We start from the raw sequence: 20,965 nt of genomic DNA, 5'->3' as shown, positions 1-20,965 counted from the left end.
AGGCTTTTTATTATTATCCTACACGCTACTGCTTACTCCATTCTCCCCAGCATAGCTGGGGGATTAGGATTTTCATTCAAATTCCAATTCAAAGATAGCCGACTATTTTCGTCTGTTTTTAAACGCCTATAGTCTTTCATAATATACAACTGGAACTCTGGAGAAATCCAAGTTGCGAAAGACATGGCAATATCGCTATGAGCATATGTTCCGCCATAGCGTCCTGCTTTTGAAACGATACCAACAGCATCTGTCGCTTCAATCCATTTCTTCGGTGACATTGTAAAGGCATTTGCGCCAGCCTGTTTTCTAACCCCCTCGAATTCGAGGTGTTTAAAATCTGGATTATGCAACCTTTCCCAGAGACCTAAAAATTCTATCACATCTCGACTCCTCATCCAGTTTTGAATAACTGCTGTCGGGTCATCACTCTTATATCGGGCAATATCCGTCAAGGAAATAAATTCATTTTCAAAATCCTGCGTATAAATTCCAATATCTATTCCATTTGCATGGATTGTATCTTTAATTATTTTCCCCATTGTTTCTCCTGCAAATATATCATAACCTTTTTTAACGCCTTATCCTCTTTCCCTTTAAGACAGTTCTGCTGAATAACTATCTTCATCTTTCACATTTCCCGGACTCCACCCTCACTTTAATACCACTATCTGGTGATTTGTCGGGACAAAAGTACTATATTCTCACAATGCACCGTCTCACAAAATTGATCCACCGCCACGCCTTTGACTACCTCATATCCTCTTGCCTGCATCATCTCCAGATCCCTTGCAAGACTCGTCACCTTGCAGGAAATATATACGATCTTATCCACACCATAATCCAGGATCTTCGGCAGCGCTTTCGGATGGATTCCGTCTCTCGGCGGATCCAGAACGATCACGTCAGGTTTCTCCTCGATCTCATCCAATACTTTAAACACATCGCCTGCAATAAACCGACAGTTATCCAACCCGTTGCGTGCGGCATTCTCTTTCGCAGCCTCGACCGCTTCTTCCACGATTTCCACTCCGATCACCTGCCTTGCCACAGGCGCCAGCACTTGTGCGATCGTTCCGGTTCCGCTGAACAGATCGAACACCGTCATATCATGAATATCCCCGATATAATCCCGCACTGTACTGTAAAGCACTTCTGCTCCGCGGGAATTTGGCTGGAAAAAGGAAAACGGAGTGATCTTAAATTCCAGACCGAGCAACTTCTCGTAAAAGTAATCCTGCCCATACAGGATTTTCGTCTCATCACTCTGAACCACATCCGACAACGAATCATTCAAAATATGAAGAACACCTACGATCTTTCCATCTAGGTTCAATGCCAGAAGCTTCTCCACAAGCGGCTGCAGATCATATGTTTCCTGCGTGGTTGTAACCAGATTGACCAGAATCTCCCCTGTTGTATCTCCTCTTCTGAGAAGCAGATGGCGCAGATAACCGGTATGCTGCATCTTACGATAATGGGACGCCCCCAATTTCCGGAAATATTCCAACACGCATGTCAGGATTTTCGTCATATCCTCATGCACCAGCTTACAGTCCGACGCCGTCAAAATGTCGTAGGTGCTTCCTTTTTTATGAAGTCCAAGAGAAAGCGGTCCGTCTTTGTATTCATCGCCAAATGAAAACTCCATCTTGTTACGGTAGCCGAACTCTTTCGGACTCGCCTTAATTCCCTCGAATACAAACGAATGCCCAGATGCAAGCGCTCCCTCGATGATCTCTTTCATCTGCTCCGCTTTCATTTCCAACTGCGCTTCATATGACATCGTCTGATACATGCATCCTCCGCAGGCGGGGAACAAACTGCACACCGGTTCCCTCGTCTCCAACGGTGATCGTTCCAGCACTTCCAACAATCTTCCCTCTGCCCTGCCATGTTTAAATTTGTTGATCCCAAAACGGATTTTCTGTCCCGGTATCCCGTTCTTTACGAGCACATATTGATCTTCTTCCGCAACATACACCAGTCCTTTATTCGGAAACTCGACTTTTTCGATCACGCCTTCCAGAATCTGTCCCTTTTTCATTCTCTCTTTCTCTCCTCTGTTTTTCTCCTAACAACTCTTCCTGATCATTTTTTTGAATCATTATTTTGAATCGTTCTTTTGAACCATTCTCTAAGTAATTTGTCATCCGGTTTCAAATTCATCAAATAACATGAAAAGAACAGGGTGCGGCATCTGCCACATCCTGTCCCGTCTGCACCTGTCTCACACTTTTGATCAGATCTGATCTTCCTCGCTGAAATAATCATCGAAATCATCGTCAAAATCTTCTTCAAAGTCTTCCAGATAATCCGGTGTGAAGAATCTGTATACTCCATATGCGATCGCTGCTACTGCCGCAACCGCTCCAATGATCGCCAGTACCCAGATCACTGTATTTTTCTGCTTGTCATCACTCTTCTTGTTCAAAAGTTCTTTTAATTTTGTTTCTGCGATCAATTCCTCTACTCTGTTCATATTCATCCCGTCCTTTCCCTACTTTTCATTCAGGTATTCTTTTTTTATTATAACACTAAGCTATTCAGATTACTACTGATAAGACCCGATTTTATATTTTTTTCAGCTTTGCAAATGTGGCAAACATTTTTTTGACTCCGGCAGTATCAAACTCGACGGTCACTTCAAAATCTCTGCCGCCCTCCAGGATGCCTTTGACTGTACCCTCGCCGAATTTGATATGACGCACCCGGTCTCCTACCTGATAATCCAGCCCTTTTTCTTTTGACACTGCAAATGCTTTCGCCCCTTTCTGAATCCCGTAATTTTGGAACGGTTTCTGGCGAAATGCCTGCTTCGCCTGTGTATAAGCATTCTGTCTGATCAGTTCCTGTTCCCGTTCTTTCTGCATTTCCTTGTCAAACGGAAGACTTCCGTTCTCCATCAGTTCTTTCGGAATTTCCTGTAAAAAACTGGACATCCGGTTATAATGCGTCTCTCCACGGGTCATACGTTTCCGTGCACACGTCATCGTCAATTCCTGTTCTGCCCGGGTGATCCCGACATAACAAAGTCTCCGCTCTTCTTCCAGATCCTCATCGTTGTCCGAAGTGATCGTCATATAGCTTGGGAACAAACCGTCTTCCATTCCGACCAGATAGACATGCGGAAATTCCAACCCCTTTGCGCTGTGCAGTGTCATCAGAACGACATAATCCGGATTTTCTTCCAGTGAATCGATATCCGCAACCAGCGCAACCTCCTCTAAAAACTGGCTGAGGGACGGCTTCACCTGCTCGGCTGCGCACTGTTCCTCATATGCGGCGATTTTGCTTACCAGTTCTTCGATATTTTCAATCCTTGCCTGTGCGTCTTCCTTATCTTCCGCTTCCAGATTTTCAATGTATCCGGTCTTCTCAATGATCTCATTCATCAGATCTGTAATGCTGACTTCATCTGACCGCCGCTTAAAATATTCGATCAATGCCACAAAAGAATCCAATTTGGATGCGGCGCGCGCGACTCCGGGGATCAGATCCAATCCCAGAAGCGCCTCGTAAAATCCGATTTCCCTTGCTGCCGCCGATTCCTGGATCCGTGTGATCGTCGTCAGACCGATCCCCCGCTTCGGCACATTGATGATCCGTCGTACTGCCAGATCATCCCGCCCGTTATCGATCGTTTTCAGATAACAGAGCAGATCTTTGATCTCCCGCCTTGCATAGAAGTTGACGCCCCCTACGATCTTGTATGGAATATTGCATGCAACAAATTTTTCCTCAAACATACGCGACTGTGCGTTTGTTCTGTATAAAATCGCATAATCCTGATATGTACCGCCGTTCTCTATATTTTTCCGAATATCGTCCGCCACAAATTCTGCTTCATCATAAGCGGTATCAAACTGACGCAAATGTACTTTTTCTCCGTCTCCATTGTCGGTCCAAAGTGTCTTGTCTTTTCTTCCTCTGTTGTTTTGGATCACTGCATTGGCTGCATTTAAGATATTCTGTGTGGAACGGTAATTCTGCTCCAGTTTGATCACGCGTGCATTTTGAAATTCCTGTTCAAAATTCAAAATATTCCGGATATTCGCTCCTCGGAATTTATAAATGGACTGATCGTCATCTCCCACGACACACAAGTTCTGGTATTTTGCTGCCAAAAGACTTACAAACTTAAACTGCACCGTATTCGTATCCTGATATTCATCCACCATAATATAACGGAAACGTTCCTGATAAGATTCCAGCACATCCGGCTGTGTCTGGAAAAGCTGCACGGTCTTTAAAAGCAGGTCGTCAAAGTCCAACGCATTGTTGGCATGAAGCTGCCGCTCATACTCCCTGTAGACCTGCGCGATCTTCTGTTTTCCAAAATCCCCCGCTGCGTTCAGTTCATACTCATCCGGCGTGATCATCTCATCTTTCGCTGCCGAGATCGCACTCAAAAACATCCGCTCTTTGTATTTTTTTGTATCCACATCCAACACACGACAGACGTCTCTCATCAAAGATTTCTGATCGTCTGAATCATAGATCGTAAAATTTGTGTCAAATCCGATCCGGTCGATATACCGCCTAAGGATCCGCACACAGGTTGAATGAAACGTACTTACCCAGATACTCTCCGCTCCGAATCCGACCAGACGATCCACACGCTCCCTCATTTCCCCTGCCGCCTTATTGGTAAATGTGATCGCCAGGATATTCCATGGGTTGACGCCCCGTTCTTCGATCAAATAAGCAATCCTGTGGGTCAACACCCGGGTCTTTCCCGATCCCGCTCCCGCCAGGATCAGAAGCGGTCCCTCCGTATGAAACACCGCTTCTTTCTGCTGTTCATTTAATGTATCATAAATACTCATAACTTCTCCTTTTTTCATCCGTTCTGCTTCTGTCTCCCACGTATTTCACGCGGTGTACATCCGTAAATCTCATGAAACATCCGGTTGAATAATTTATAATTCGTAAATCCATGCTTTTCAGCAATTTCCATAATTCCGTCCTGCGTATTGCATATATCATGATAAATATGAGTCAGCCGCAGCTGATTGACATATCGTGAAAATGTGACTCCCATATTTTTCTTGAAAAAACGGCTGAAATACTCCCGACTCAAATAAAATTCAGAAGAAATACTCTCCAGTGAGATCGGTTCCCGATGATGCCGGTCTATATAAGTAATGATCTCGCCCATACGCTCCATATCCGCACTTCGTTCCGTCATGACCGGTTCTTCTTCCCACTTTGCAAAATGATGCAGCAATTCATAAAACACTTCCATCGCCACTGCATGGCTTTTCAGTTTAAATCCGGTCGGCTGCGTCACATAGATCGGCGGAAGCACTTTCAGCATACTGCATACATGCAGATACGCTTCAAGCTGTTCTTTCTGTAGCGTATCTTTTGTACACTGAAAATGATATTCATCCAGATTTTCAATAAAATTCTTCATACTGTTTCTGGAAAAATGGATCACGACGATCATGGAAGCCCGAACACACCGCACTTCATGCATCTGATTGGAGTCGATCAGCACAAATTCCCCCGCTACTACCGGATGTCCGACCCCGTTGATCGTAACGGTCCCGTTTCCATTCAAAATATAGATCAGTTCGATCGCACTGTGCCAATGAGTCGGATTATACTGTCCTTTATCGGTATAATAACGCATCTGCACTCCTGTTTTTTCCAGTTTAAAAAGCGGCTCATAAATCATATGCCGTCCCACCTTTTCATCAGTCTTCCGTGTCATAATACCATAGAACCGGCACGGCTTCCAGAAAAATTTATCTTGCCATCTAGTTTTTAATACTATATAATATCAATATCGAGGTGATAAGATGAACATTAATTCAGAAAATTTATTGGAAAGTATTCTGGAAAGTCTCTCCCGGATCGATTATATCCATGCCGAAGACATCCCGAATATCGACTTATACATGGATCAGGTCACAACATTGATGGATTCCGGACTTTCTTCTTCCAAACGATATGAAGAAGACAAGATCCTGACCAAGACGATGATCAATAATTATGCCAAGAATAATCTGCTTCCCCCGCCGGATAAGAAAAAATATTCCCGGGAGCACATTCTGATTCTGACATTTATCTACTATTTTAAAAATATTTTAGCGATCAAAGATATTGAAACGTTGCTAAATCCATTGACAGAGACCTATTTTCAGACTGAAAACCAGCCATCCCTTTCCGAGATATACGAAGAGATCTGTTCTATGGAAAAAAGCCAGATCCCGGATCTCAGCAAAGAGATTTCCGCCGCTTTTGCAAGGGCTGAAGAATCTTTCGCTGATGCTCCGGAAGAAGACCGGCATTATTTACAGATGTTTTCCTTTATCTGCAGTTTAAGTTTCGATGTTTATGTTAAAAAATTATTGATTGAAAAACTGTTGGATGAACTTCCGGATTTTCAGAAAAGCCAAAAGAAAGAGAAATAAAAGTGCCCGAAAGCACTTTTATTTCTCTTCTTTTTCAATCCGGTCAAATACCATATCATATCCGTCATTCCCGTAATTCAGGGAACGGTTCACCCTGCTGATCGTTGCAGTCGATGCCCCTGTCTTTTCCGCAATCTCCAGATACGTTCTCTTTTCTCTCAGCATCTTCGCCACCTCAAACCGCTGAGAAAGCGAAAGTAATTCATTGATCGTACAGATATCTTCAAAAAAAGTATAACATTCCTCTTTGTCTTTCAAACTTAAGATTGCACTAAAAAGATAGTCAACAGCCTCTGTCCTGATTTTTTTACTCATTCTAAAATCTCCTTTACCACTCAAAGACTATTTTAAATTTTAGCACACTAAATTCTTAAAGTCCACCTTTTTAAAGAAATTCCCGTATTTTCTTTTCAAATACGGGAATTTTATCATAGATCGATCTGTAAATACCTCTTCAACTGCTCCGGATCCGTCGTCACGACCAGATCTTCCGGAAAATTACAGTACTCCAACAATTCCGACACATAACAAAAATTACCTGCATCCACATCCACATGCGCATCACTTCCTGTTGTGACGGCAACGTCATACTGTCTGCAAAGATCCAGCATTGTCAGCAGATTTTCTCTTGTCCCGACCCGGAAACTTGCCGGACGCAATGAGGAATTATTCAATTCCAAAAGTGTTCCGGTCTCTTTTGCCATTTTCACAAGTCTCTCATAATCTGTCGGGAATCGACTGTCATCCGGATGCCCGATGATCTTCACATACGGCTTCTTCATCACGGCTTCATAAGCCCGCATTACCTCATCCTCACTTCTTCCCTCGCCAAAACACGGAATATGCATACTTGCGATCGCCAGATCCAGTTCCTCGCATACTCTTTCCGGAAGATCCACATTTCCCTCCGGATCCATAATATTTAATTCTGCGCCGAACAGCATCCGGACACCGTCCATTTCCCGCGGGATCACATCCAGATTCTGAAAATAATAAAGCCCGCATGTTCCCGGCATCTTCGGCGCATGTTCTGTAAGCGCCTGAACCTGAATCCCCCGTCTCTTGGCGGCTGATGCCATCTCACGGATCGTGCTGTATGCATGACCGCTCACGATTGTATGTGCATGTGTATCTGCAATGATCTTTCTCATCTTTCTCTCCTTTTTCTCTCTTTCTCCGCTAAATGATAAGCACTATCGAATACGCTCATTGTACGTCCGTATTCTTTTTATGTCAACATACACGATTTATCTTGCTTTTCCTAAAATATTTAGTATAATAAACGATGTTTTGTCAATTAATTAACACACTATGGAAAGGATTCACTTTATCTATGGATAATCACTTTAACACACCGTCAGAAATCATAGAACTGAATATGAAAGCAAGCGAAACCAAAACAACACTCCCTCTCGGGAAAATGATCTTGCTCGGAATCATGGCCGGAATGTTTATCGCATTCGGAGCAGCTACAAGCAGTACCGCCGCGCACTCCATCGAAAATGTCGGTGTTTCCAGAGCGCTTGCCGCCGCGATCTTCCCTGTCGGGCTGATGCTGATCGTCTTTTTGGGAGGAGAACTATTTACCGGAAACTGTCTGATCCTTTTAAATGTATTCGACCGACGCACGTCCCTCCTAAAAATGCTCCGCAACCTCGTTATCGTTTATTTCAGCAATCTGCTCGGCGCTCTTTTGGTCGATATTTTGATCGTTTTTTCCGGAAATCTCAATTATTCCGGCGGTCTGCTCGGTGCATATACGATCAAAGTTGCCATTGGAAAAATTTCCGTCTCGCCGCTTCAGGGACTGACTTCCGGTATTCTCTGCAATATTCTTGTCTGTCTTGCCGTGCTGATGTCACTTTCCGCAAAAGACATCGCCGGGAAAATATGGGCGATCTTCTTTCCGATCTGCGCATTTGTAGCCGGAGGCTTTGAGCACTGCGTGGCAAATATGTTTTATATCCCTGCCGGGATCCTCGCTTCTTTCAATCCGGATTATATACGGATCGCACAGAAAACCTACGGAATCACTGCGAATCAGCTTGAAAATCTGAATCTTTCCGGCAGTTTACATAATTTTATCCCGGTCACGATCGGCAATGTCATCGGCGGAATGCTTTTCGTCGCAGTTCCTCTCTTTCTGATTTATAAAAAAGATTGGAAATAAGCCCCATTTTTCACTCTCTTAAATAAAATATGAATTTACGCAAATACTATTTTTGAGGTGAAGATTATGAAAACTCCAAAGGAAAATGAAAAACTCATCGATGATTTCGATTATCTTTCCAATGCTGCTTCTGCCCGGGAATGTACCGGACTGATCCCATTTCTTCCAACTTCGGAAGCCGAACTGGAATCCTACAACGATGTGTATCAGTACCGCCCTCCCGTGATCCCAAGCAAAAATGGATCCACTGAGAAAAAAGCCGCTCCATACAAGTAGTGCCCCGAAAGGTCTCCTCTAAAAAATAATGAATTGAAAATAAGAGACCTGAAAATAATTCTATTTTTCCATTGTCCTGTTTTCTACAAAATGTTATAATAGCGTCAGTATACGAGAATTTTCAACATTTCTCGCATATTGGCGCTATTTATTTGCGCTTCTGATCAAGATTTTTCGCATCGGTATGCTTAGCTTAGGGCATCCTATTTTCCCTGCATACTGATGCTGCCATCCGTAAAGAAATGGATATTACCGATCATCCTATTACAGGATCCCAATAACAGGAAAGCGAGGAATAAGAGACAATGAAATGTCCGATATGTGGAAAAGAAGTCGAATTACAAAATAAACAGGTCGGAACCGATGCAAACGGCACTCCGGTCTTTCATGAATATGCAGTCTGCCGTGACTGTAAAAAGCAATGGGATTTAGATAAACAGCGTGCAAAAAAGCGCGCGGAAAAAGCAAACGCATCCGCGCGGAAGAAAACCGGAACCCCGGAAAAACCTGTTGCTCCGGCGCAGAAACCAATTTCCGAAAAAAGGTCGGTTCAAAACGCAGCTCCAACCGAAAAACCTGTCGGAAATCCGGCAGAACGACCAGTGGATCCGGCTCACAAAAAAAATGCAGTTTCTGCTCCGAAAAAAGACAGTTCTCATGAGAAAAAAACAGTTCCCCAAACCCCATCTGCAAAAGCAGTAAAACCGACTTCTGAAAAAGAAAATGTACAGGTTGCCAAAAGCACTCACACAAAAAAAGAAACAGCTGCCAAAGTAACCGTAAAAAGAGATGTGACAGCCAAAGCTGCTACCGGGAAAAAAGAATCCGCCGCCCAAAAATCTGCTCCGCACAGCAGACCATCTGCCCCGGCAAATTCTTCCACTTCCAATACCACCGTAAATACAGAAACAGAGCAATATTACGGAAATATTCCTCCGGAGCACGTCCGCGCCAAACGGGAACGTGCCGTTCGGCAAAGTTACGAGGAAATGCTCGCCACAGATCCGAATTACAAACCACGTAAGAAAAAAAGCGACGCAGAAAAACTTCCGCAAAAGAAACGCGCAGAAAATCCGGAATCTGTTTCTGAGACCTCTAAAAAACGTCCGGAACCGGAAAAGAAACGCCCGGTTACCAAACCGGAATATGAAGAAGAGGACGATTTCGAGGAAGATGATGATTACATTTATTATGTACCGGCAAAATATCGGGTTGTCCGTGTAATTCTCGGAATCCTCTCTATCCTTGGCTTCGGATATTTCGCATACCGCGGTTTCCTTGCCGGACTGGATAATATCGCTTCCGGCGGACAGGCTTCTTCCGGAACAACTTATATCGTTCTTGCAGTCTGTATGCTCGTCTCCGGACTTCTGCTTTTGATCCTGCAGAACAAACGTTCCGTCGCAGCCTACATCGCTCCGATCATCTTTTATATTGCGGGAGCTGTCTTTGCATTTTTGAAACGAGACGGGGATTCTATTCTGCTGTACAGTGCGATCGTCAGCGCCGTTCTCGCTGTCGTTTTAGTAATTCTCTGCGCGACTTCCCGCAATCAGGAAGATGAGGACGATGACGATGAGGACGAAGATGATGAATTCGAGGACGAGAACTTCGAGGATGAGGATGATTACGACGAAGACGACTACGATGAATTTGACGAGGAAGATGATTACGACGAATTTGACGAGGAAGACTGATTTTCTCGCCTTTCTGTAAGGTTCTTGATCAGTTCACAAATCAAACTGTATATTCTGGCTTATTTTGAAAGGAAGACTTTGAAATCTAATTTTTAAATCTTCCTTTTTTCACGCTTTTTCCCGCCCCACATATAGTAAATAAGAAAAACTGCTGCTTGATACAGGAGGATTTATGAAAAAGCGTTTACTCACATTTACACTCGCCGCAGTGATGATCCTTTCATTACTCACTGCATGTACCGCAAATGACAGTAAGGAGACAACTGCAAATCCTGACTCTAACCAAACGGAAGAAACACCCTCATCCGAGAAGTCACAAAATAAAGAACTCGTCGATGTAACACTGAATGAAGTCGCACATTCTATTTTTTATGCACCGATGTATGCCGCGATTGAAAACGGTTATTTTGAATCAGAAGGGATTAATTTGGATCTTGTATGTGGGTTTGGAGTCATGTAGTTAGTACAAGACGATTTTTCCTCGAAAACACTGGATCCGACACAAGTTGCCGGATTCTTTTTTATGCTTTCAGCGCACCCGATCCGTCAAACCGGTACTCTTTTCCGTCGATCACGATACTCTCATTTGCTGCCATCACGCCATCCTCTTTCACATAATAACGCTTACCGTTTTCCGTGATCCAGTGGCAGCACATCATCGATCCGATTGGTTGGCAGTTTTTGTCCGGATTAAAATAATACCACTTGCCGCCGATCTGTTCCCAACCAAGCGCCATCGAGCACTCCGGCTTGCTGCCTTTTTTCTCCGGAAGCAGATAATACCAATACAGGTCATCCCGAATCCATTCCGTTGCCGCGGATCCCTCCGGATGATTTCCGTCGCGCGCCGGACGCAGGAAGTACCAGTAACTTCCGATCTTCTGCCAGCCGGTCAGCATCGCACCCTCCGGTTTTGCTCCGGCAGTCGGATTCAAATAGTACCAATGACTGCCCAACTTGATCCAACCTTTTACCATCCGGCAGTCGTCACCGAAATAATACCACAATCCCTTGATATACTTCCACTGGTTCCGCAGGGCGTAGCCGTAGGAATCGAAGTAGTACCATGCATCCAGCTTTAACCACTGATCCTTTGGATAGCTGCCGTCGGCGCGCCGGTACCACCAGCCCTTTGCGTCTTTTACCCATCTATCAGATTCTACTTCATTCGCCGGCTCTGTGTTTACACATTCCAGAATTCCATCCCAAGGACGATCATAATAAGCGTGCTCATAGGATTCATATCCAGTCTGGTCGCCCTCTGCCCCGTCAATTCCACCAGTTTCTGAAATGCAGAACTCTGCCAACAGATCCGGCACAGCAGACGTGCACATCGCCGTGTGATGTACTTCGTTCAGGTACACATCCCCCGGCTTCGCAATATATCCGGAAGACATCGGATGCCAGACAAAATTTCCAGTTCCCACCATACATGACCGCATATTTCCGGTGTACGTTGCGCCACCGCAGCTGATCCCGGCAGCTTCAAACGCCGAGATGATCGCGGAACTGCAGTCCCGGTCGCCCTGCTCCAAGTGATATACCTTTCCAGCAATCGCAATGTCGCAAGTACCCTCGCCGTCTCCCCAGCGGCTATACTGGCTGTACCCGTGCCAGTCATGATTTACCAAGTGTTTCATCAACTCTACTGCTACTTCTCGTTTTAACATAAGTACTCCTTTCTCCCGGTTTTGCACCGGTGCAAAATAAAAAGAGCCTGTTTCCAAGCTCTTTAGATGTTTTTGATTTATCTTCCAATATTTAATTTTGCCATTAACGCTTCCTGCAGCAGCTGTGAAAAGTTTACCCCTCTGTTCACAGCTTCCTCATTTAACCATTCCGGAATACTAAGTGTCTTTTTAACCGCACGCGAATTGTGCTTCTTTTGATACTCCAACATATCGAATTCTACGATCACCAATACTCCGTCTTCTGTATCTATTTTATTAATTTCTGTTGGATCTGGAATAACTTCACCATCTTTTTTTCTTTCTGTCAAACAAAGCCCAAGTGCCTCTACCGCCATTTCATATGCGTCCTGCATATCGTCTCCCTCTGTCAGACATTCCGGTAAGTCTGGAAATGACACCCAAAATCCGCTTTCTTCCGCTGTATGAAAAATAGCTGGATAAAATAATTTGTTCATACGTAATACCTCGCTTTCTTTTCAGGCGCGGGACTATTTCAGTCCCGCTTGTTTCAATATTGCCTGCTCCAATCCTTTTTTCATAGCTTTGGAGTGATAAGGAACAATCACTGTCTTTCCAGTCTCTTGATTCTTCATTTTTACATGAGAACCATTTTGACTGATTTCCTCAAACCCGTTTTTCTTGAGATGTTTTATCATCTCTCTCGGCGTCATTGGCATCTTTTGTATCTCCTTTCCTTATCGTGCCTTTATTGTATCACGTATTTTTACGTATGTCAATACTTCACGTGTTTTCACGTACTATTTCTTATTATATTTTGTCCTGCTCCACATTTCCGTTACTTTTTCCCAGCCGCCGGTTGCAACCAAATAAACAATAAACGCAGCCAGGAACGAAGCGAAAATGTAATACCATTCGATTGTAATCTTATAATAGATACACAGGATCACAACCGCAAGCGGTGTGATAATCATGGCTGCCACAAGCGCAACCACATTCGTCTGTATCTTTTTCAGATACGGCAACTCTTTGATGACCTGCACGATCGCGCTGGTCATAAACGCCAGCACACCGATCACCATCAGTAAATACGTTACATACTGCATAAAAACTTCCATATTCATACTTTTCTCTCCTTTAATCCCGAACCCGTAAATCCTTAACTTCTTCCAACAACTTTGTCACCATGCCGTTTCCACCAAGGGAATGGTATGCATCATACATCTCGATGAAATTCTCTAAGCCATGCTTTGTGATGTAGCCCCTCTCTGTCCATTTCTCATGATATTCTATGAGCTGGACACGCAGAAGCAACATGGTTCCCTTGCTGTTTGCGTCCCGGTCTTTCTTCTGGTTTTTCAAGAGCCAGACCACATACCCAAGCAGAGTTGGCATGATGATCGCACAGATGTCTACAATGATTTTTTGCATGTTATCTCCCCTACTCTTCTTTTATCGCTTCCTCGACGTTTGCTCTCCATCTCTCCGGCACATCTTCAATCGTGATCGTGCCGTCTTTGATTTTCATTACATAAAATTTTACCATTATGCCTCACCTCCAACCATTCCAGCCAGTTCCACGATTGCACCATCCTGAATCTCCTGACTTGCACTGATCTCCGCCTGCTGTCGCTGAAGCTGCTCGATCGCCAACTCCATTTCTGTCTTCTGCCGGATGCCAAAGGTGGCATGGATCTTTCCATCCTCCGCAAAATCCACCGCAGAGAACAGCGGGGACTCCAACTTCATGTTCTGGTACTCTCCGGTCACGGTTTCATCCGTTTTAAACTGCACTTCATCCAGATTCCCAGATTCTTTCAGTGCTTCAGCAATTACTCCAAGTGCCGTCCAGTTATCGGCAACCGCGGTAATCGCATTCAACGCAGCCCCGTTCATGATCTCCAATTCTGTTTTGTCCTTTAAAATCATTCTTTCCATTCTGTTTCTCCTCCTTTTATTTTACAAATGTAATTACTCCAAACATTGCACACTTTCCAAAACTGATTGTCGTATTTTTTTCATTTCGCATCGAAACAATTCCGTTCGTATCTATTGTGAAATATAATCCATCTACCGCAGAAACTGGAATCTGGACTTTCGTTTTTGGACGATGCCCTGCCGGAAGCGTTCCGAAATTGCGCTGTGTATATGCTGCCAAACTATCTCCGACATTGGTTCCGTTGAAATAAACAGATTCCATATATATACTGCTGTACGCCGTGGCTGTAACCCCATACGCACTTCCAACCGTAATAGGGGTATTCTGCAAGTTCGTCTTTATCGTATTTGCCGTACTGTTTGCTGTGTTCGCTGTGCTTTGTGCTTTCACGACAGAATCATTCAGCCGCTTTCCAACTCGCCCATCTAACACAGTTCCGGCTACTGTCGTTGTTACATTATCCACGACAGTATGCTTATCCATCTTTTTGCTGACTTCCTCAACGGTTGCAACCACGCCGCCCGCTCTGTCGTATCTAAATGTATAATCTACATACTTGTTACTGCTTCCAAATGAATAGATCCGAAGATGATTTGCATTGGCGTCAATTTCCCACTTGATACCATCTTTTGAGGTGATCTCGATATTTCCACCTTCGCCATTTTGGTAAACCCGAACTTTCCCATTTGTCCGTTCTTCCAGTGTCTTATTCACCGAATCAATCTTCTTTCCGGTTTTATCCAGTTCTTCCGCCAGCACCTTAAAATTTCTGTTCACTTTGAACAACTTATCCACACCCACAACGCTTAGGTTCTCAATCCGCACCCTGTACAGCGGATAATCCCGCTGATTTCCTCCGGCGTACAAGTCCTCCTGTACGATTGCCGGATCCTTTGCCGTGGCTCCCGGTGTTCCTTTCACGACAACCAGGCTGTAAGTATCTGCTCCGCCGGTACCGCCGCTTTGAAACCGGGCAACGATCAGATCATTTCGCTTCTGATCCGCTGTTCCATTATCGATCATCATGTCTTCGTAGTCACCTTTGATAATCCGCCCCACATGACCGCCGACTGCCACTACACCGTCCATCACGCGAATCACGTTGTTGCTGATGGTCTTGGATGCAAACTGCTCCCCAAGCTTCAGCACACAGTCTTCCCCGAAGATCCCGTCGTAGAGCGCCGCATCGTCTTCCGCAAGGATGTGCGCTTTTTTTCCAGTTGGCGTATTCACTGTAAGTGGTTTAAATGCCATTCTACTCTTCTCCTCTCAGTTTATATTCCACCGATGGGATCCCATTGTTCATCCGCAGGATCTTATTGACGATCGGCTTCTGCAGCGACATACCAGTGATCCGGTCACGTCCACCCACAATGTCTCCGATCTCCACATCCACATCGGAAATGGTCGCATCCATCTGTTTGTAGTTCATCAATTCCCGGAGCCGCTTTTCCCCCTCTTCCAGAAGCTTTGCGTCGTCTTCTACGGAAGTGTAGGAATAAAGTGCTTCCCGTTCATCCAGTCCTTTATAATACTGCGTCTGTCCGATGCTCCCGTCTTTCTGGACATACAGGTGCAGGATCTTCCGGTCGATGCCCTCTCCCTCTCCGGCACAGACCAGATGGTTAATGCCCATCCGGCTGTCTCTCGTCGTGAAATGCATCTTGCCATCCTGGCTGCACTCCAGTTCCTCCGACCAGTCCGTCACCGGAACGGCGCCGACCACGACCTGTCCGCCGTACTCGCCCGGATTCCCCTGCCGATAAACGATCTGCAGTCTGGCATTCTTCGCCGCCAGCATCTTTTCCAGCCCAGAAAGGACGCTGCAGTACCGGTCAAACTGGAAGTTCTTGATCTGGATCCCGCTTTCCTTTGTCTCCGCACAAAAAAGAGAACCGAACCGGTTCCCCAAAATGTCCTGTATGATCATATTGGCATCTCCTGATACGGTGAGATGAGTCTGTCCCTCCGGCGGATAGATCAGTTTTTGACTGAGCAGCCCGCGCCAGGTATACCCTCTCCATGTGATACGGTTGTCCTTAGTAGATGTCTGCTGTTCCTCCAACAGTCCGCCGTATTCCGTTCCCGGAATGTAGATCCGGTTCCTCCAACTGTACCGCTCCGGCGACCAGATGGAAGCGTCGATCTGCAGTTCAAAGTCGTTGGTATCGCCCAGATCCAGATCGATGCTGTCCACATCTCTCACGAATCCCAACTCCCAGCCTTTCGGATCCGATACGATAAAGGTCAATTCTTCCGGAACTGCTTTCAGGTCTTTCATCGCCATCTCGGCTCACTCCTTTCTTCATAGATCACCAGGTCGAACGCAAACCGACCGCTCCACCCGATGTCCTGTCCGCCGGGATGGATCGGTTCAAACACCGAGATTTCAAAACTTCGGTTATGAAACGCGTTGACCCGCTCGCCGGAAGCTTTCACCTTGACCACTGTCCCCGCAGCACTGTCAATCTCCAGATATTCTCCCTCTTCCAGCACGATTTTCACAGAATACTCATGCCCGCCGATATACAGTACCGGATCCACGATCGGACCGTAGATTGTCAAAAGGAAGTTGCTGTCTGCGTAATGGTCATTTACGATCCGAGAGTTCGTCAGACCATTGGCGTACCGGTACGGATAACGGTTCGCATACCGCTTGGCTCCCTCCGGATCGCTTTCATTTTTTCTGAAGCTGTAACGGTGCTCCCTGACCCAGTAAGGGTGATCTGTCACCACTCCGTATTCACACGACAAAATTACATCGGTTGTCCAATTCGTTTTTTCGCAAGAAACAATATAACAGGTTAGATAATATTCTCCCACAAATAATTTTCCGGGAATTCCACATTGAACATCTTCTTCAAAGATATCTGTTAAATCATTTGCAAGTTTTCGGGAAGATTTCCCCTTTGTTCTAATCACATCAATATCTATGCTTCTTTTTGAAATTCCTTTTTTAAAACCGGCAATTTTATTTCCTGACTCTACCATTTCCCAGTCGTAATCTAGCAAGTCTGATATGAGCATTTTGTAAGGTTCACTATTCAAATCCACCTTTTTATTTGAGCTATTTACATATTCTATATTCACGCCTTTACAAATCCCTCCTCTCGCATAAATCTGTTCATTTGCCTACCATTAAGAACAATCGGTTTTTCGTTCGCTTCGTTTATTGCTTCTAAAATCAATTTTTTTAATTTTCTATGATCTAATTTTGCATCCGTATAATTATCACTCACTGTTTTCGATGCTTGAATTGCCGTTATCGGCGTTCTGGATGTGACTTGCTCTGCTGCCCCTCGCATCTGCTCAACAGATCTACTCACTCGATCCGTCATTTCTTCCGTCGGTACATTCTTCTCGAATCCGATTCCCATACCAAGAGCCATGTATTTACCAACTTCATCACGCATAAGCTTTGACGGTGATGCAATCCCCAGCCAATCTTTTACCGCCTCCACTGCATCTTCCGCCGCGCCTACCGCCGCATCTACTAAGCTTCCTGCTGCACTGATAATACCACTGACGATTCCATCGATAATATTAAGCCCTATACTAACCCAGTCGATGTTGTCAAACGATTCTTGGATACTGCTGATTATATCGATCGTGGATGAAATAACATCCGGAATCCGGCTAATCAGTCCCGCGATTAATTCCCCTACAATCTCAATACCCTTTTGCAAGATTTCCGGCAAATGTGAAGCGATTGTCGAGATAAATTCCGCCAGCATCTGCGCAGCCTGCTGGATGATCTGCGGCGCCGCCTGGACAAGTCCGGAAAGCAAATTCAAAATCAAATTCACTCCCGCCTGTAAAATGGACGGCAGATGCGACAAAATGGTTTGGATGAAATTACTCGTCATATCAAAGGCTTGCTGCAATATCTTAGGCGCATTTTCTACAAGCCCCTGCAAAAGATTCTGCATCATCTGTGATCCGGAATCTAAAATCGTTGGGAGCATCCCCAACACAGTATCGACCCACGTTGTCATCATCTCACCTACCTGAGCGATGATCTGCGGGGCTGCGCTAAGGATTCCCGTTAATAAATTCGTAATTATACTGACACCATTCTGCATAATTACCGGGAAATTCGTTTGTATGACACTCTGATACTGATGGAGCATTTCACTTCCCTGTGCTAAAAGCTGAGGGATACCAACTACAATTCCATTTGTAAGCGAATTGAGCATGAAAGTTCCGGCGGAGCTCAACATTTCACTTCCACCCTCCTGCACTGCCGTAGCAAGCTGCTGGCAGAGTGAAACTGCAATTGCCGGAATCGTCGAAGCAAGCCTTGGGATGATTTCCGCAAGATTCTTTAAGATCACAAATGCCGCTGTACTGAATGATTCTGCAAATTCTTCCGCGGTAATCGAACCGGTCAAAAAATTATCCCATGCAGCTTTTGCCGAATTTACAGACCCTTCGATTGTAGACGCAGCTTCTTTTGCTGTCGTTCCGGTAATCCCCATTTCTTCCTGGATGATATGGATCGCTTCCGTCACATCTGCAAAGGAATCGATCGACAGATCTGCCATCTCACCATTTGCTTCTTTGACCTTGTTGGCATCGGCGATCAGCCGCTCCATTTCCGTCTTTGTACCACCATATCCGAGTTTCAGGTTGTCCAGCATCGTATAATTCTGCTTGGCAAATCCCTGATATGCATTCTGGATGAGCTCCATACTGGTTCCCATCTTATTTGCATTATCTGACATGTCGATAATCGCCATATCCGCAATCTGAGCCGCTTTCTCTGTGTCTCCACCCAAACTTTGCAACAACGATGCAGAGAAGCTTGTCACTGTGGACATGTATTCATTCGCGCTCATTCCCGCTGTCTTATAAGCGATATTCGCACTATCGATCACGGCTTGTGCACTGTCTTTAAACAACGTTTCCACACCGCCGATATTCTGCTCCATACTAGAAACTGCTTCAAGCGCCGATTTTCCAAGATTTGCAATACCATCCACCGCACGGGTCATCATTTGTCCGCTGAATACCCCAAGCGCTGTCTGGGCAAGACTCCCCATCTTGCTCAAACCACTATTAAAGCCTTTTTCGTTGATCTCCGTATCAAATTTTAAAGAGCCGTCATACCCCATACTATCCATCCTTTCTCTTTCTTGGATAGCACAGGCTCTGCGGCTCATTTTAAAGTGCTTATATTCTTATTTCTATTTCCCTTTTACACGTCTTGCATTTGATATAAACATGACTGGACTTAGCCGTATTATCATAAATCGCAAGTCGCGTTCCACAATTCGGACATTCAAACCATCTCCGTTCTACCGGAGGTTTCTTTACTGTTTTCACAAGCTTCCTCCTCATGCAAACACATTCCCTATGTCATAATCTGATAACTGCTCCGCCGGAAGCCGGATCGCTCTCTGTATCCGGGCAATCCTTTTCTTCTCCTCTTTGTCTTTGACCGTAGACAGGTCGATTCCACGATACATGATCCGCTGTTTGATTTCCGTATCATCAGACAATCCATCAAACAATGCGCGAAACTTCCACCAGTGAAGATATTCGATTGTTTCAAGATCGATCCCATAATCCCGTAAAAAACCTGATAAGATATATGGATAATCGATCGTATAGGAAAAAAGATTCTTCTTCCTTGGTGTCTCTATTTCCTCACTATATTGTTCATCCGCTGGATCCAGCATGAGAATAAAATCAGAAAGCGCCATAATCGCATCCGCATCAATCGTAATATCCTCCAAAAAATATTCTTGGATGATAAATACTTTCTCCCTGCTTTTCAGTTCGTCACAACGGAGCATATCGAAAAGCCGGATGTACTCCCTGAAATCTGTAATGATCGGAATCCACTTTTCATGTACTCGGATCGTACTTGGATATTTCTCATAAAACAAATTCAAAGAAATCACTTCCCTGTTTTTCTACGCTGCTGCCGGTTCGGTCTGAACTTATTCATCCGGTTATTTCTACGCTCTGCTGCTGCTAAAATTCCTTTCTGACATTCTGCAAGGAATGAATCATAACATTCCTCGCAAATTCTTGAATTCATTTTTCCGGTAAAAAGCTGATCTCCGGTTCCGTCGCCAAACAAATCATCGAACAGATCATAAAACATCTTACAAAATTCTTTTACAATTTCAGACTGACTGCCTGTCTTCTGAAGTGTTTTTTCCGTTTCTCCCATTTTCTTGAAAGCGGCTTCATACCGCTCCAAGAATTCTGCGTCTTCCATGTCAACTTCAAGTTCCACGTTATTCCATTTCCAAAGGCTCATTGGCTCATCCTCCTACTTAATCCGCGTCATATGCTCCGCTCGCAAAGGTCGCTTTCTTAAAATCTGATCCGGCAAATGTCACATTTCCAATCTCAATCGCTGATACAGCTTTCAATGATCCACTGTAAATCAACGCATCCGTTCCATCTCCATCGGAATCCGGAATGACTGCATAGGTACGCTTTGTGGCATGATATTTTTCTCCCGCGGACGATTTTTTAAATAAATCAACCACAACAATATCCACATGCGTATCATTTCCGAGAAGTTCTCCATCGTGGATCTTCGCGATCTTCTCGTGAACCGGATTGCTTGAATATCGGTCAAACGAATACTCAATTGCCGGTGCGTATCCAACAACATCCGAAGTCTCCGTATCCATATCAATATACTGTCTGGAATACTCTTTCGGGTTCTTAGAATTTGTCATTGAGGTAAACCCTGTCATTCGTTCAAAACTCGCCGGTCCCTCTGCTGCAGCCGTGTCCATATATGCCACGCGCTGTGAGCGTTTTACCAATACTTCTTTTGACTCTGCCAT

26 protein-coding genes and 1 pseudogene are annotated in these 20,965 nt (G+C 44.7%); 5 read left to right on the top strand and 22 right to left on the bottom strand.

Annotated elements, in window-relative coordinates; translation table 11 throughout:
• Positions 1-74: 74 nt before the first annotated feature.
• The 5 genes and pseudogenes from I2H87_RS09170 to I2H87_RS09150 form a co-directional block, all read right to left on the bottom strand.
• Positions 75-542 (bottom strand): annotated as a pseudogene (locus I2H87_RS09170) (KilA-N domain-containing protein); the annotation flags it as partial.
• A gap of 125 nt (positions 543-667) precedes the next feature.
• Positions 668-2,047 carry a 23S rRNA (uracil(1939)-C(5))-methyltransferase RlmD gene (rlmD, locus tag I2H87_RS09165; RefSeq protein WP_195609786.1) on the bottom strand — a complete coding sequence of 460 codons (1,380 nt, stop codon included), beginning with the start codon at positions 2,045-2,047 and terminating at the stop codon, positions 668-670.
• A gap of 195 nt (positions 2,048-2,242) precedes the next feature.
• On the bottom strand, positions 2,243-2,482 hold the full coding sequence (locus I2H87_RS09160; protein WP_009268472.1) for a hypothetical protein: 240 nt from the start codon (positions 2,480-2,482) through the stop codon (positions 2,243-2,245).
• Positions 2,483-2,573: 91 nt separating this feature from the next.
• Positions 2,574-4,829: a DNA helicase PcrA gene (pcrA, locus tag I2H87_RS09155; RefSeq protein WP_195609785.1), complete on the bottom strand. Its 2,256-nt coding sequence runs from the start codon at positions 4,827-4,829 to the stop codon at positions 2,574-2,576.
• 14 nt (positions 4,830-4,843) lie between these two features.
• Positions 4,844-5,683, bottom strand: coding sequence for an AraC family transcriptional regulator (locus I2H87_RS09150; protein WP_022150876.1), 840 nt, complete (start codon positions 5,681-5,683; stop codon positions 4,844-4,846).
• Positions 5,684-5,807: 124 nt separating this feature from the next.
• Here I2H87_RS09150 and I2H87_RS09145 point away from each other — a divergent pair, with 124 nt between their 5' ends.
• The gene (locus tag I2H87_RS09145) at positions 5,808-6,422 is read left to right on the top strand and encodes a DUF1836 domain-containing protein (RefSeq protein WP_022150875.1); all 615 of its coding nucleotides are present in this window, start codon (positions 5,808-5,810) and stop codon (positions 6,420-6,422) included.
• Positions 6,423-6,440: 18 nt separating this feature from the next.
• Here the strand turns inward: I2H87_RS09145 and I2H87_RS09140 are convergent, their stop codons facing one another.
• Both I2H87_RS09140 and I2H87_RS09135 read right to left on the bottom strand, forming a co-directional pair.
• Positions 6,441-6,737, bottom strand: a complete 297-nt coding sequence (locus I2H87_RS09140) for a YerC/YecD family TrpR-related protein (RefSeq protein WP_009268478.1) — start codon at positions 6,735-6,737, stop codon at positions 6,441-6,443.
• A 113-nt stretch (positions 6,738-6,850) separates the two neighbouring features.
• A complete protein-coding gene (locus I2H87_RS09135; RefSeq protein WP_009268479.1) occupies positions 6,851-7,573 on the bottom strand; it encodes a phosphatase in 723 nt (240 codons plus the stop codon).
• 182 nt (positions 7,574-7,755) lie between these two features.
• Between I2H87_RS09135 and I2H87_RS09130 the strand changes: the two genes are divergently transcribed.
• The 4 genes from I2H87_RS09130 to I2H87_RS09115 all read left to right on the top strand — a co-directional run bounded on the left by I2H87_RS09130 (position 7,756) and on the right by I2H87_RS09115 (position 11,025).
• Complete coding sequence (locus I2H87_RS09130; protein ID WP_195609784.1) at positions 7,756-8,592, top strand: formate/nitrite transporter family protein; 837 nt, start codon at positions 7,756-7,758, stop codon at positions 8,590-8,592.
• A 66-nt stretch (positions 8,593-8,658) separates the two neighbouring features.
• On the top strand, positions 8,659-8,868 hold the full coding sequence (locus tag I2H87_RS09125; protein ID WP_009268481.1) for a hypothetical protein: 210 nt from the start codon (positions 8,659-8,661) through the stop codon (positions 8,866-8,868).
• Positions 8,869-9,173: 305 nt separating this feature from the next.
• Positions 9,174-10,565, top strand: a complete 1,392-nt coding sequence (locus I2H87_RS09120) for a hypothetical protein (RefSeq protein WP_195609791.1) — start codon at positions 9,174-9,176, stop codon at positions 10,563-10,565.
• Positions 10,566-10,737: 172 nt separating this feature from the next.
• Positions 10,738-11,025, top strand: a complete 288-nt coding sequence (locus I2H87_RS09115) for a hypothetical protein (RefSeq protein ID WP_195609783.1) — start codon at positions 10,738-10,740, stop codon at positions 11,023-11,025.
• Positions 11,026-11,086: 61 nt separating this feature from the next.
• Here I2H87_RS09115 and I2H87_RS09110 read toward each other — a convergent pair whose 3' ends face one another.
• The 15 genes from I2H87_RS09110 to I2H87_RS09045 all read right to left on the bottom strand — a co-directional run bounded on the left by I2H87_RS09110 (position 11,087) and on the right by I2H87_RS09045 (position 20,965).
• Complete coding sequence (locus I2H87_RS09110; protein ID WP_195609782.1) at positions 11,087-12,235, bottom strand: N-acetylmuramoyl-L-alanine amidase family protein; 1,149 nt, start codon at positions 12,233-12,235, stop codon at positions 11,087-11,089.
• Positions 12,236-12,312: 77 nt separating this feature from the next.
• The gene (locus tag I2H87_RS09105) at positions 12,313-12,711 is read right to left on the bottom strand and encodes a type II toxin-antitoxin system HicB family antitoxin (protein ID WP_195609781.1); all 399 of its coding nucleotides are present in this window, start codon (positions 12,709-12,711) and stop codon (positions 12,313-12,315) included.
• 33 nt (positions 12,712-12,744) lie between these two features.
• The gene (locus I2H87_RS09100; protein ID WP_195609780.1) at positions 12,745-12,933 is read right to left on the bottom strand and encodes a type II toxin-antitoxin system HicA family toxin; all 189 of its coding nucleotides are present in this window, start codon (positions 12,931-12,933) and stop codon (positions 12,745-12,747) included.
• A gap of 81 nt (positions 12,934-13,014) precedes the next feature.
• Positions 13,015-13,338, bottom strand: a complete 324-nt coding sequence (locus I2H87_RS09095) for a ribonuclease (protein ID WP_195609779.1) — start codon at positions 13,336-13,338, stop codon at positions 13,015-13,017.
• A 13-nt stretch (positions 13,339-13,351) separates the two neighbouring features.
• A complete protein-coding gene (locus tag I2H87_RS09090) occupies positions 13,352-13,645 on the bottom strand; it encodes a hypothetical protein (protein WP_195609778.1) in 294 nt (97 codons plus the stop codon).
• 10 nt (positions 13,646-13,655) lie between these two features.
• Complete coding sequence (locus tag I2H87_RS13905; RefSeq protein WP_279306361.1) at positions 13,656-13,760, bottom strand: CD1375 family protein; 105 nt, start codon at positions 13,758-13,760, stop codon at positions 13,656-13,658.
• Positions 13,760-14,152: a hypothetical protein gene (locus tag I2H87_RS09085; protein WP_195609777.1), complete on the bottom strand. Its 393-nt coding sequence runs from the start codon at positions 14,150-14,152 to the stop codon at positions 13,760-13,762. Before I2H87_RS09085 ends, I2H87_RS13905 begins: the two co-directional genes overlap by 1 nt.
• A gap of 16 nt (positions 14,153-14,168) precedes the next feature.
• A complete protein-coding gene (locus tag I2H87_RS09080) occupies positions 14,169-15,407 on the bottom strand; it encodes a hypothetical protein (protein WP_195609776.1) in 1,239 nt (412 codons plus the stop codon).
• A 1-nt stretch (position 15,408) separates the two neighbouring features.
• Positions 15,409-16,440, bottom strand: coding sequence for a hypothetical protein (locus tag I2H87_RS09075; RefSeq protein WP_195609775.1), 1,032 nt, complete (start codon positions 16,438-16,440; stop codon positions 15,409-15,411).
• The gene (locus tag I2H87_RS09070) at positions 16,431-17,075 is read right to left on the bottom strand and encodes a hypothetical protein (protein ID WP_207746067.1); all 645 of its coding nucleotides are present in this window, start codon (positions 17,073-17,075) and stop codon (positions 16,431-16,433) included. The genes I2H87_RS09075 and I2H87_RS09070 overlap by 10 nt, the downstream gene beginning before the upstream one ends.
• Before the next feature lie 164 nt (positions 17,076-17,239).
• Entirely contained in the window at positions 17,240-19,276 is a 2,037-nt protein-coding gene (locus tag I2H87_RS09065) for a phage tail protein (RefSeq protein ID WP_195609773.1), read from the bottom strand.
• A 49-nt stretch (positions 19,277-19,325) separates the two neighbouring features.
• Entirely contained in the window at positions 19,326-19,493 is a 168-nt protein-coding gene (locus I2H87_RS14100; RefSeq protein WP_117549164.1) for an MJ0042-type zinc finger domain-containing protein, read from the bottom strand.
• Positions 19,490-20,059 carry a Gp15 family bacteriophage protein gene (locus I2H87_RS09055; RefSeq protein WP_009268497.1) on the bottom strand — a complete coding sequence of 190 codons (570 nt, stop codon included), beginning with the start codon at positions 20,057-20,059 and terminating at the stop codon, positions 19,490-19,492. The genes I2H87_RS14100 and I2H87_RS09055 overlap by 4 nt, the downstream gene beginning before the upstream one ends.
• Positions 20,056-20,424 carry a DUF6673 family protein gene (locus tag I2H87_RS09050; protein ID WP_009268498.1) on the bottom strand — a complete coding sequence of 123 codons (369 nt, stop codon included), beginning with the start codon at positions 20,422-20,424 and terminating at the stop codon, positions 20,056-20,058. Before I2H87_RS09050 ends, I2H87_RS09055 begins: the two co-directional genes overlap by 4 nt.
• A gap of 16 nt (positions 20,425-20,440) precedes the next feature.
• Entirely contained in the window at positions 20,441-20,965 is a 525-nt protein-coding gene (locus I2H87_RS09045) for a hypothetical protein (protein ID WP_009268499.1), read from the bottom strand.

This window comes from Mediterraneibacter glycyrrhizinilyticus (assembly GCF_015560805.1).
GTDB lineage: Bacteria > Bacillota > Clostridia > Lachnospirales > Lachnospiraceae > Schaedlerella > Schaedlerella glycyrrhizinilytica_A.
The sequence above is the reverse complement of the archived record's forward strand: the minus strand, read 5'-3'. Positions and strand labels throughout refer to the sequence as shown.

Coding starts and splice junctions, on each gene's coding strand:
- rlmD (WP_195609786.1), bottom strand. CDS start 2,047: ATGAAAAAGGGACAGATTCTGGAAGGCGTGATCGAAAAAGTCGAGTTT.
- I2H87_RS09160 (WP_009268472.1), bottom strand. CDS start 2,482: ATGAACAGAGTAGAGGAATTGATCGCAGAAACAAAATTAAAAGAACTT.
- pcrA (WP_195609785.1), bottom strand. CDS start 4,829: ATGAGTATTTATGATACATTAAATGAACAGCAGAAAGAAGCGGTGTTT.
- I2H87_RS09150 (WP_022150876.1), bottom strand. CDS start 5,683: ATGATTTATGAGCCGCTTTTTAAACTGGAAAAAACAGGAGTGCAGATG.
- I2H87_RS09145 (WP_022150875.1), top strand. CDS start 5,808: ATGAACATTAATTCAGAAAATTTATTGGAAAGTATTCTGGAAAGTCTC.
- I2H87_RS09140 (WP_009268478.1), bottom strand. CDS start 6,737: ATGAGTAAAAAAATCAGGACAGAGGCTGTTGACTATCTTTTTAGTGCA.
- I2H87_RS09135 (WP_009268479.1), bottom strand. CDS start 7,573: ATGAGAAAGATCATTGCAGATACACATGCACATACAATCGTGAGCGGT.
- I2H87_RS09130 (WP_195609784.1), top strand. CDS start 7,756: ATGGATAATCACTTTAACACACCGTCAGAAATCATAGAACTGAATATG.
- I2H87_RS09125 (WP_009268481.1), top strand. CDS start 8,659: ATGAAAACTCCAAAGGAAAATGAAAAACTCATCGATGATTTCGATTAT.
- I2H87_RS09120 (WP_195609791.1), top strand. CDS start 9,174: ATGAAATGTCCGATATGTGGAAAAGAAGTCGAATTACAAAATAAACAG.
- I2H87_RS09115 (WP_195609783.1), top strand. CDS start 10,738: ATGAAAAAGCGTTTACTCACATTTACACTCGCCGCAGTGATGATCCTT.
- I2H87_RS09110 (WP_195609782.1), bottom strand. CDS start 12,235: ATGTTAAAACGAGAAGTAGCAGTAGAGTTGATGAAACACTTGGTAAAT.
- I2H87_RS09105 (WP_195609781.1), bottom strand. CDS start 12,711: ATGAACAAATTATTTTATCCAGCTATTTTTCATACAGCGGAAGAAAGC.
- I2H87_RS09100 (WP_195609780.1), bottom strand. CDS start 12,933: ATGCCAATGACGCCGAGAGAGATGATAAAACATCTCAAGAAAAACGGG.
- I2H87_RS09095 (WP_195609779.1), bottom strand. CDS start 13,338: ATGAATATGGAAGTTTTTATGCAGTATGTAACGTATTTACTGATGGTG.
- I2H87_RS09090 (WP_195609778.1), bottom strand. CDS start 13,645: ATGCAAAAAATCATTGTAGACATCTGTGCGATCATCATGCCAACTCTG.
- I2H87_RS13905 (WP_279306361.1), bottom strand. CDS start 13,760: ATGGTAAAATTTTATGTAATGAAAATCAAAGACGGCACGATCACGATT.
- I2H87_RS09085 (WP_195609777.1), bottom strand. CDS start 14,152: ATGGAAAGAATGATTTTAAAGGACAAAACAGAATTGGAGATCATGAAC.
- I2H87_RS09080 (WP_195609776.1), bottom strand. CDS start 15,407: ATGGCATTTAAACCACTTACAGTGAATACGCCAACTGGAAAAAAAGCG.
- I2H87_RS09075 (WP_195609775.1), bottom strand. CDS start 16,440: ATGGCGATGAAAGACCTGAAAGCAGTTCCGGAAGAATTGACCTTTATC.
- I2H87_RS09065 (WP_195609773.1), bottom strand. CDS start 19,276: ATGGATAGTATGGGGTATGACGGCTCTTTAAAATTTGATACGGAGATC.
- I2H87_RS14100 (WP_117549164.1), bottom strand. CDS start 19,493: ATGAGGAGGAAGCTTGTGAAAACAGTAAAGAAACCTCCGGTAGAACGG.
- I2H87_RS09050 (WP_009268498.1), bottom strand. CDS start 20,424: ATGAGCCTTTGGAAATGGAATAACGTGGAACTTGAAGTTGACATGGAA.
- I2H87_RS09045 (WP_009268499.1), bottom strand. CDS start 20,965: ATGGCAGAGTCAAAAGAAGTATTGGTAAAACGCTCACAGCGCGTGGCA.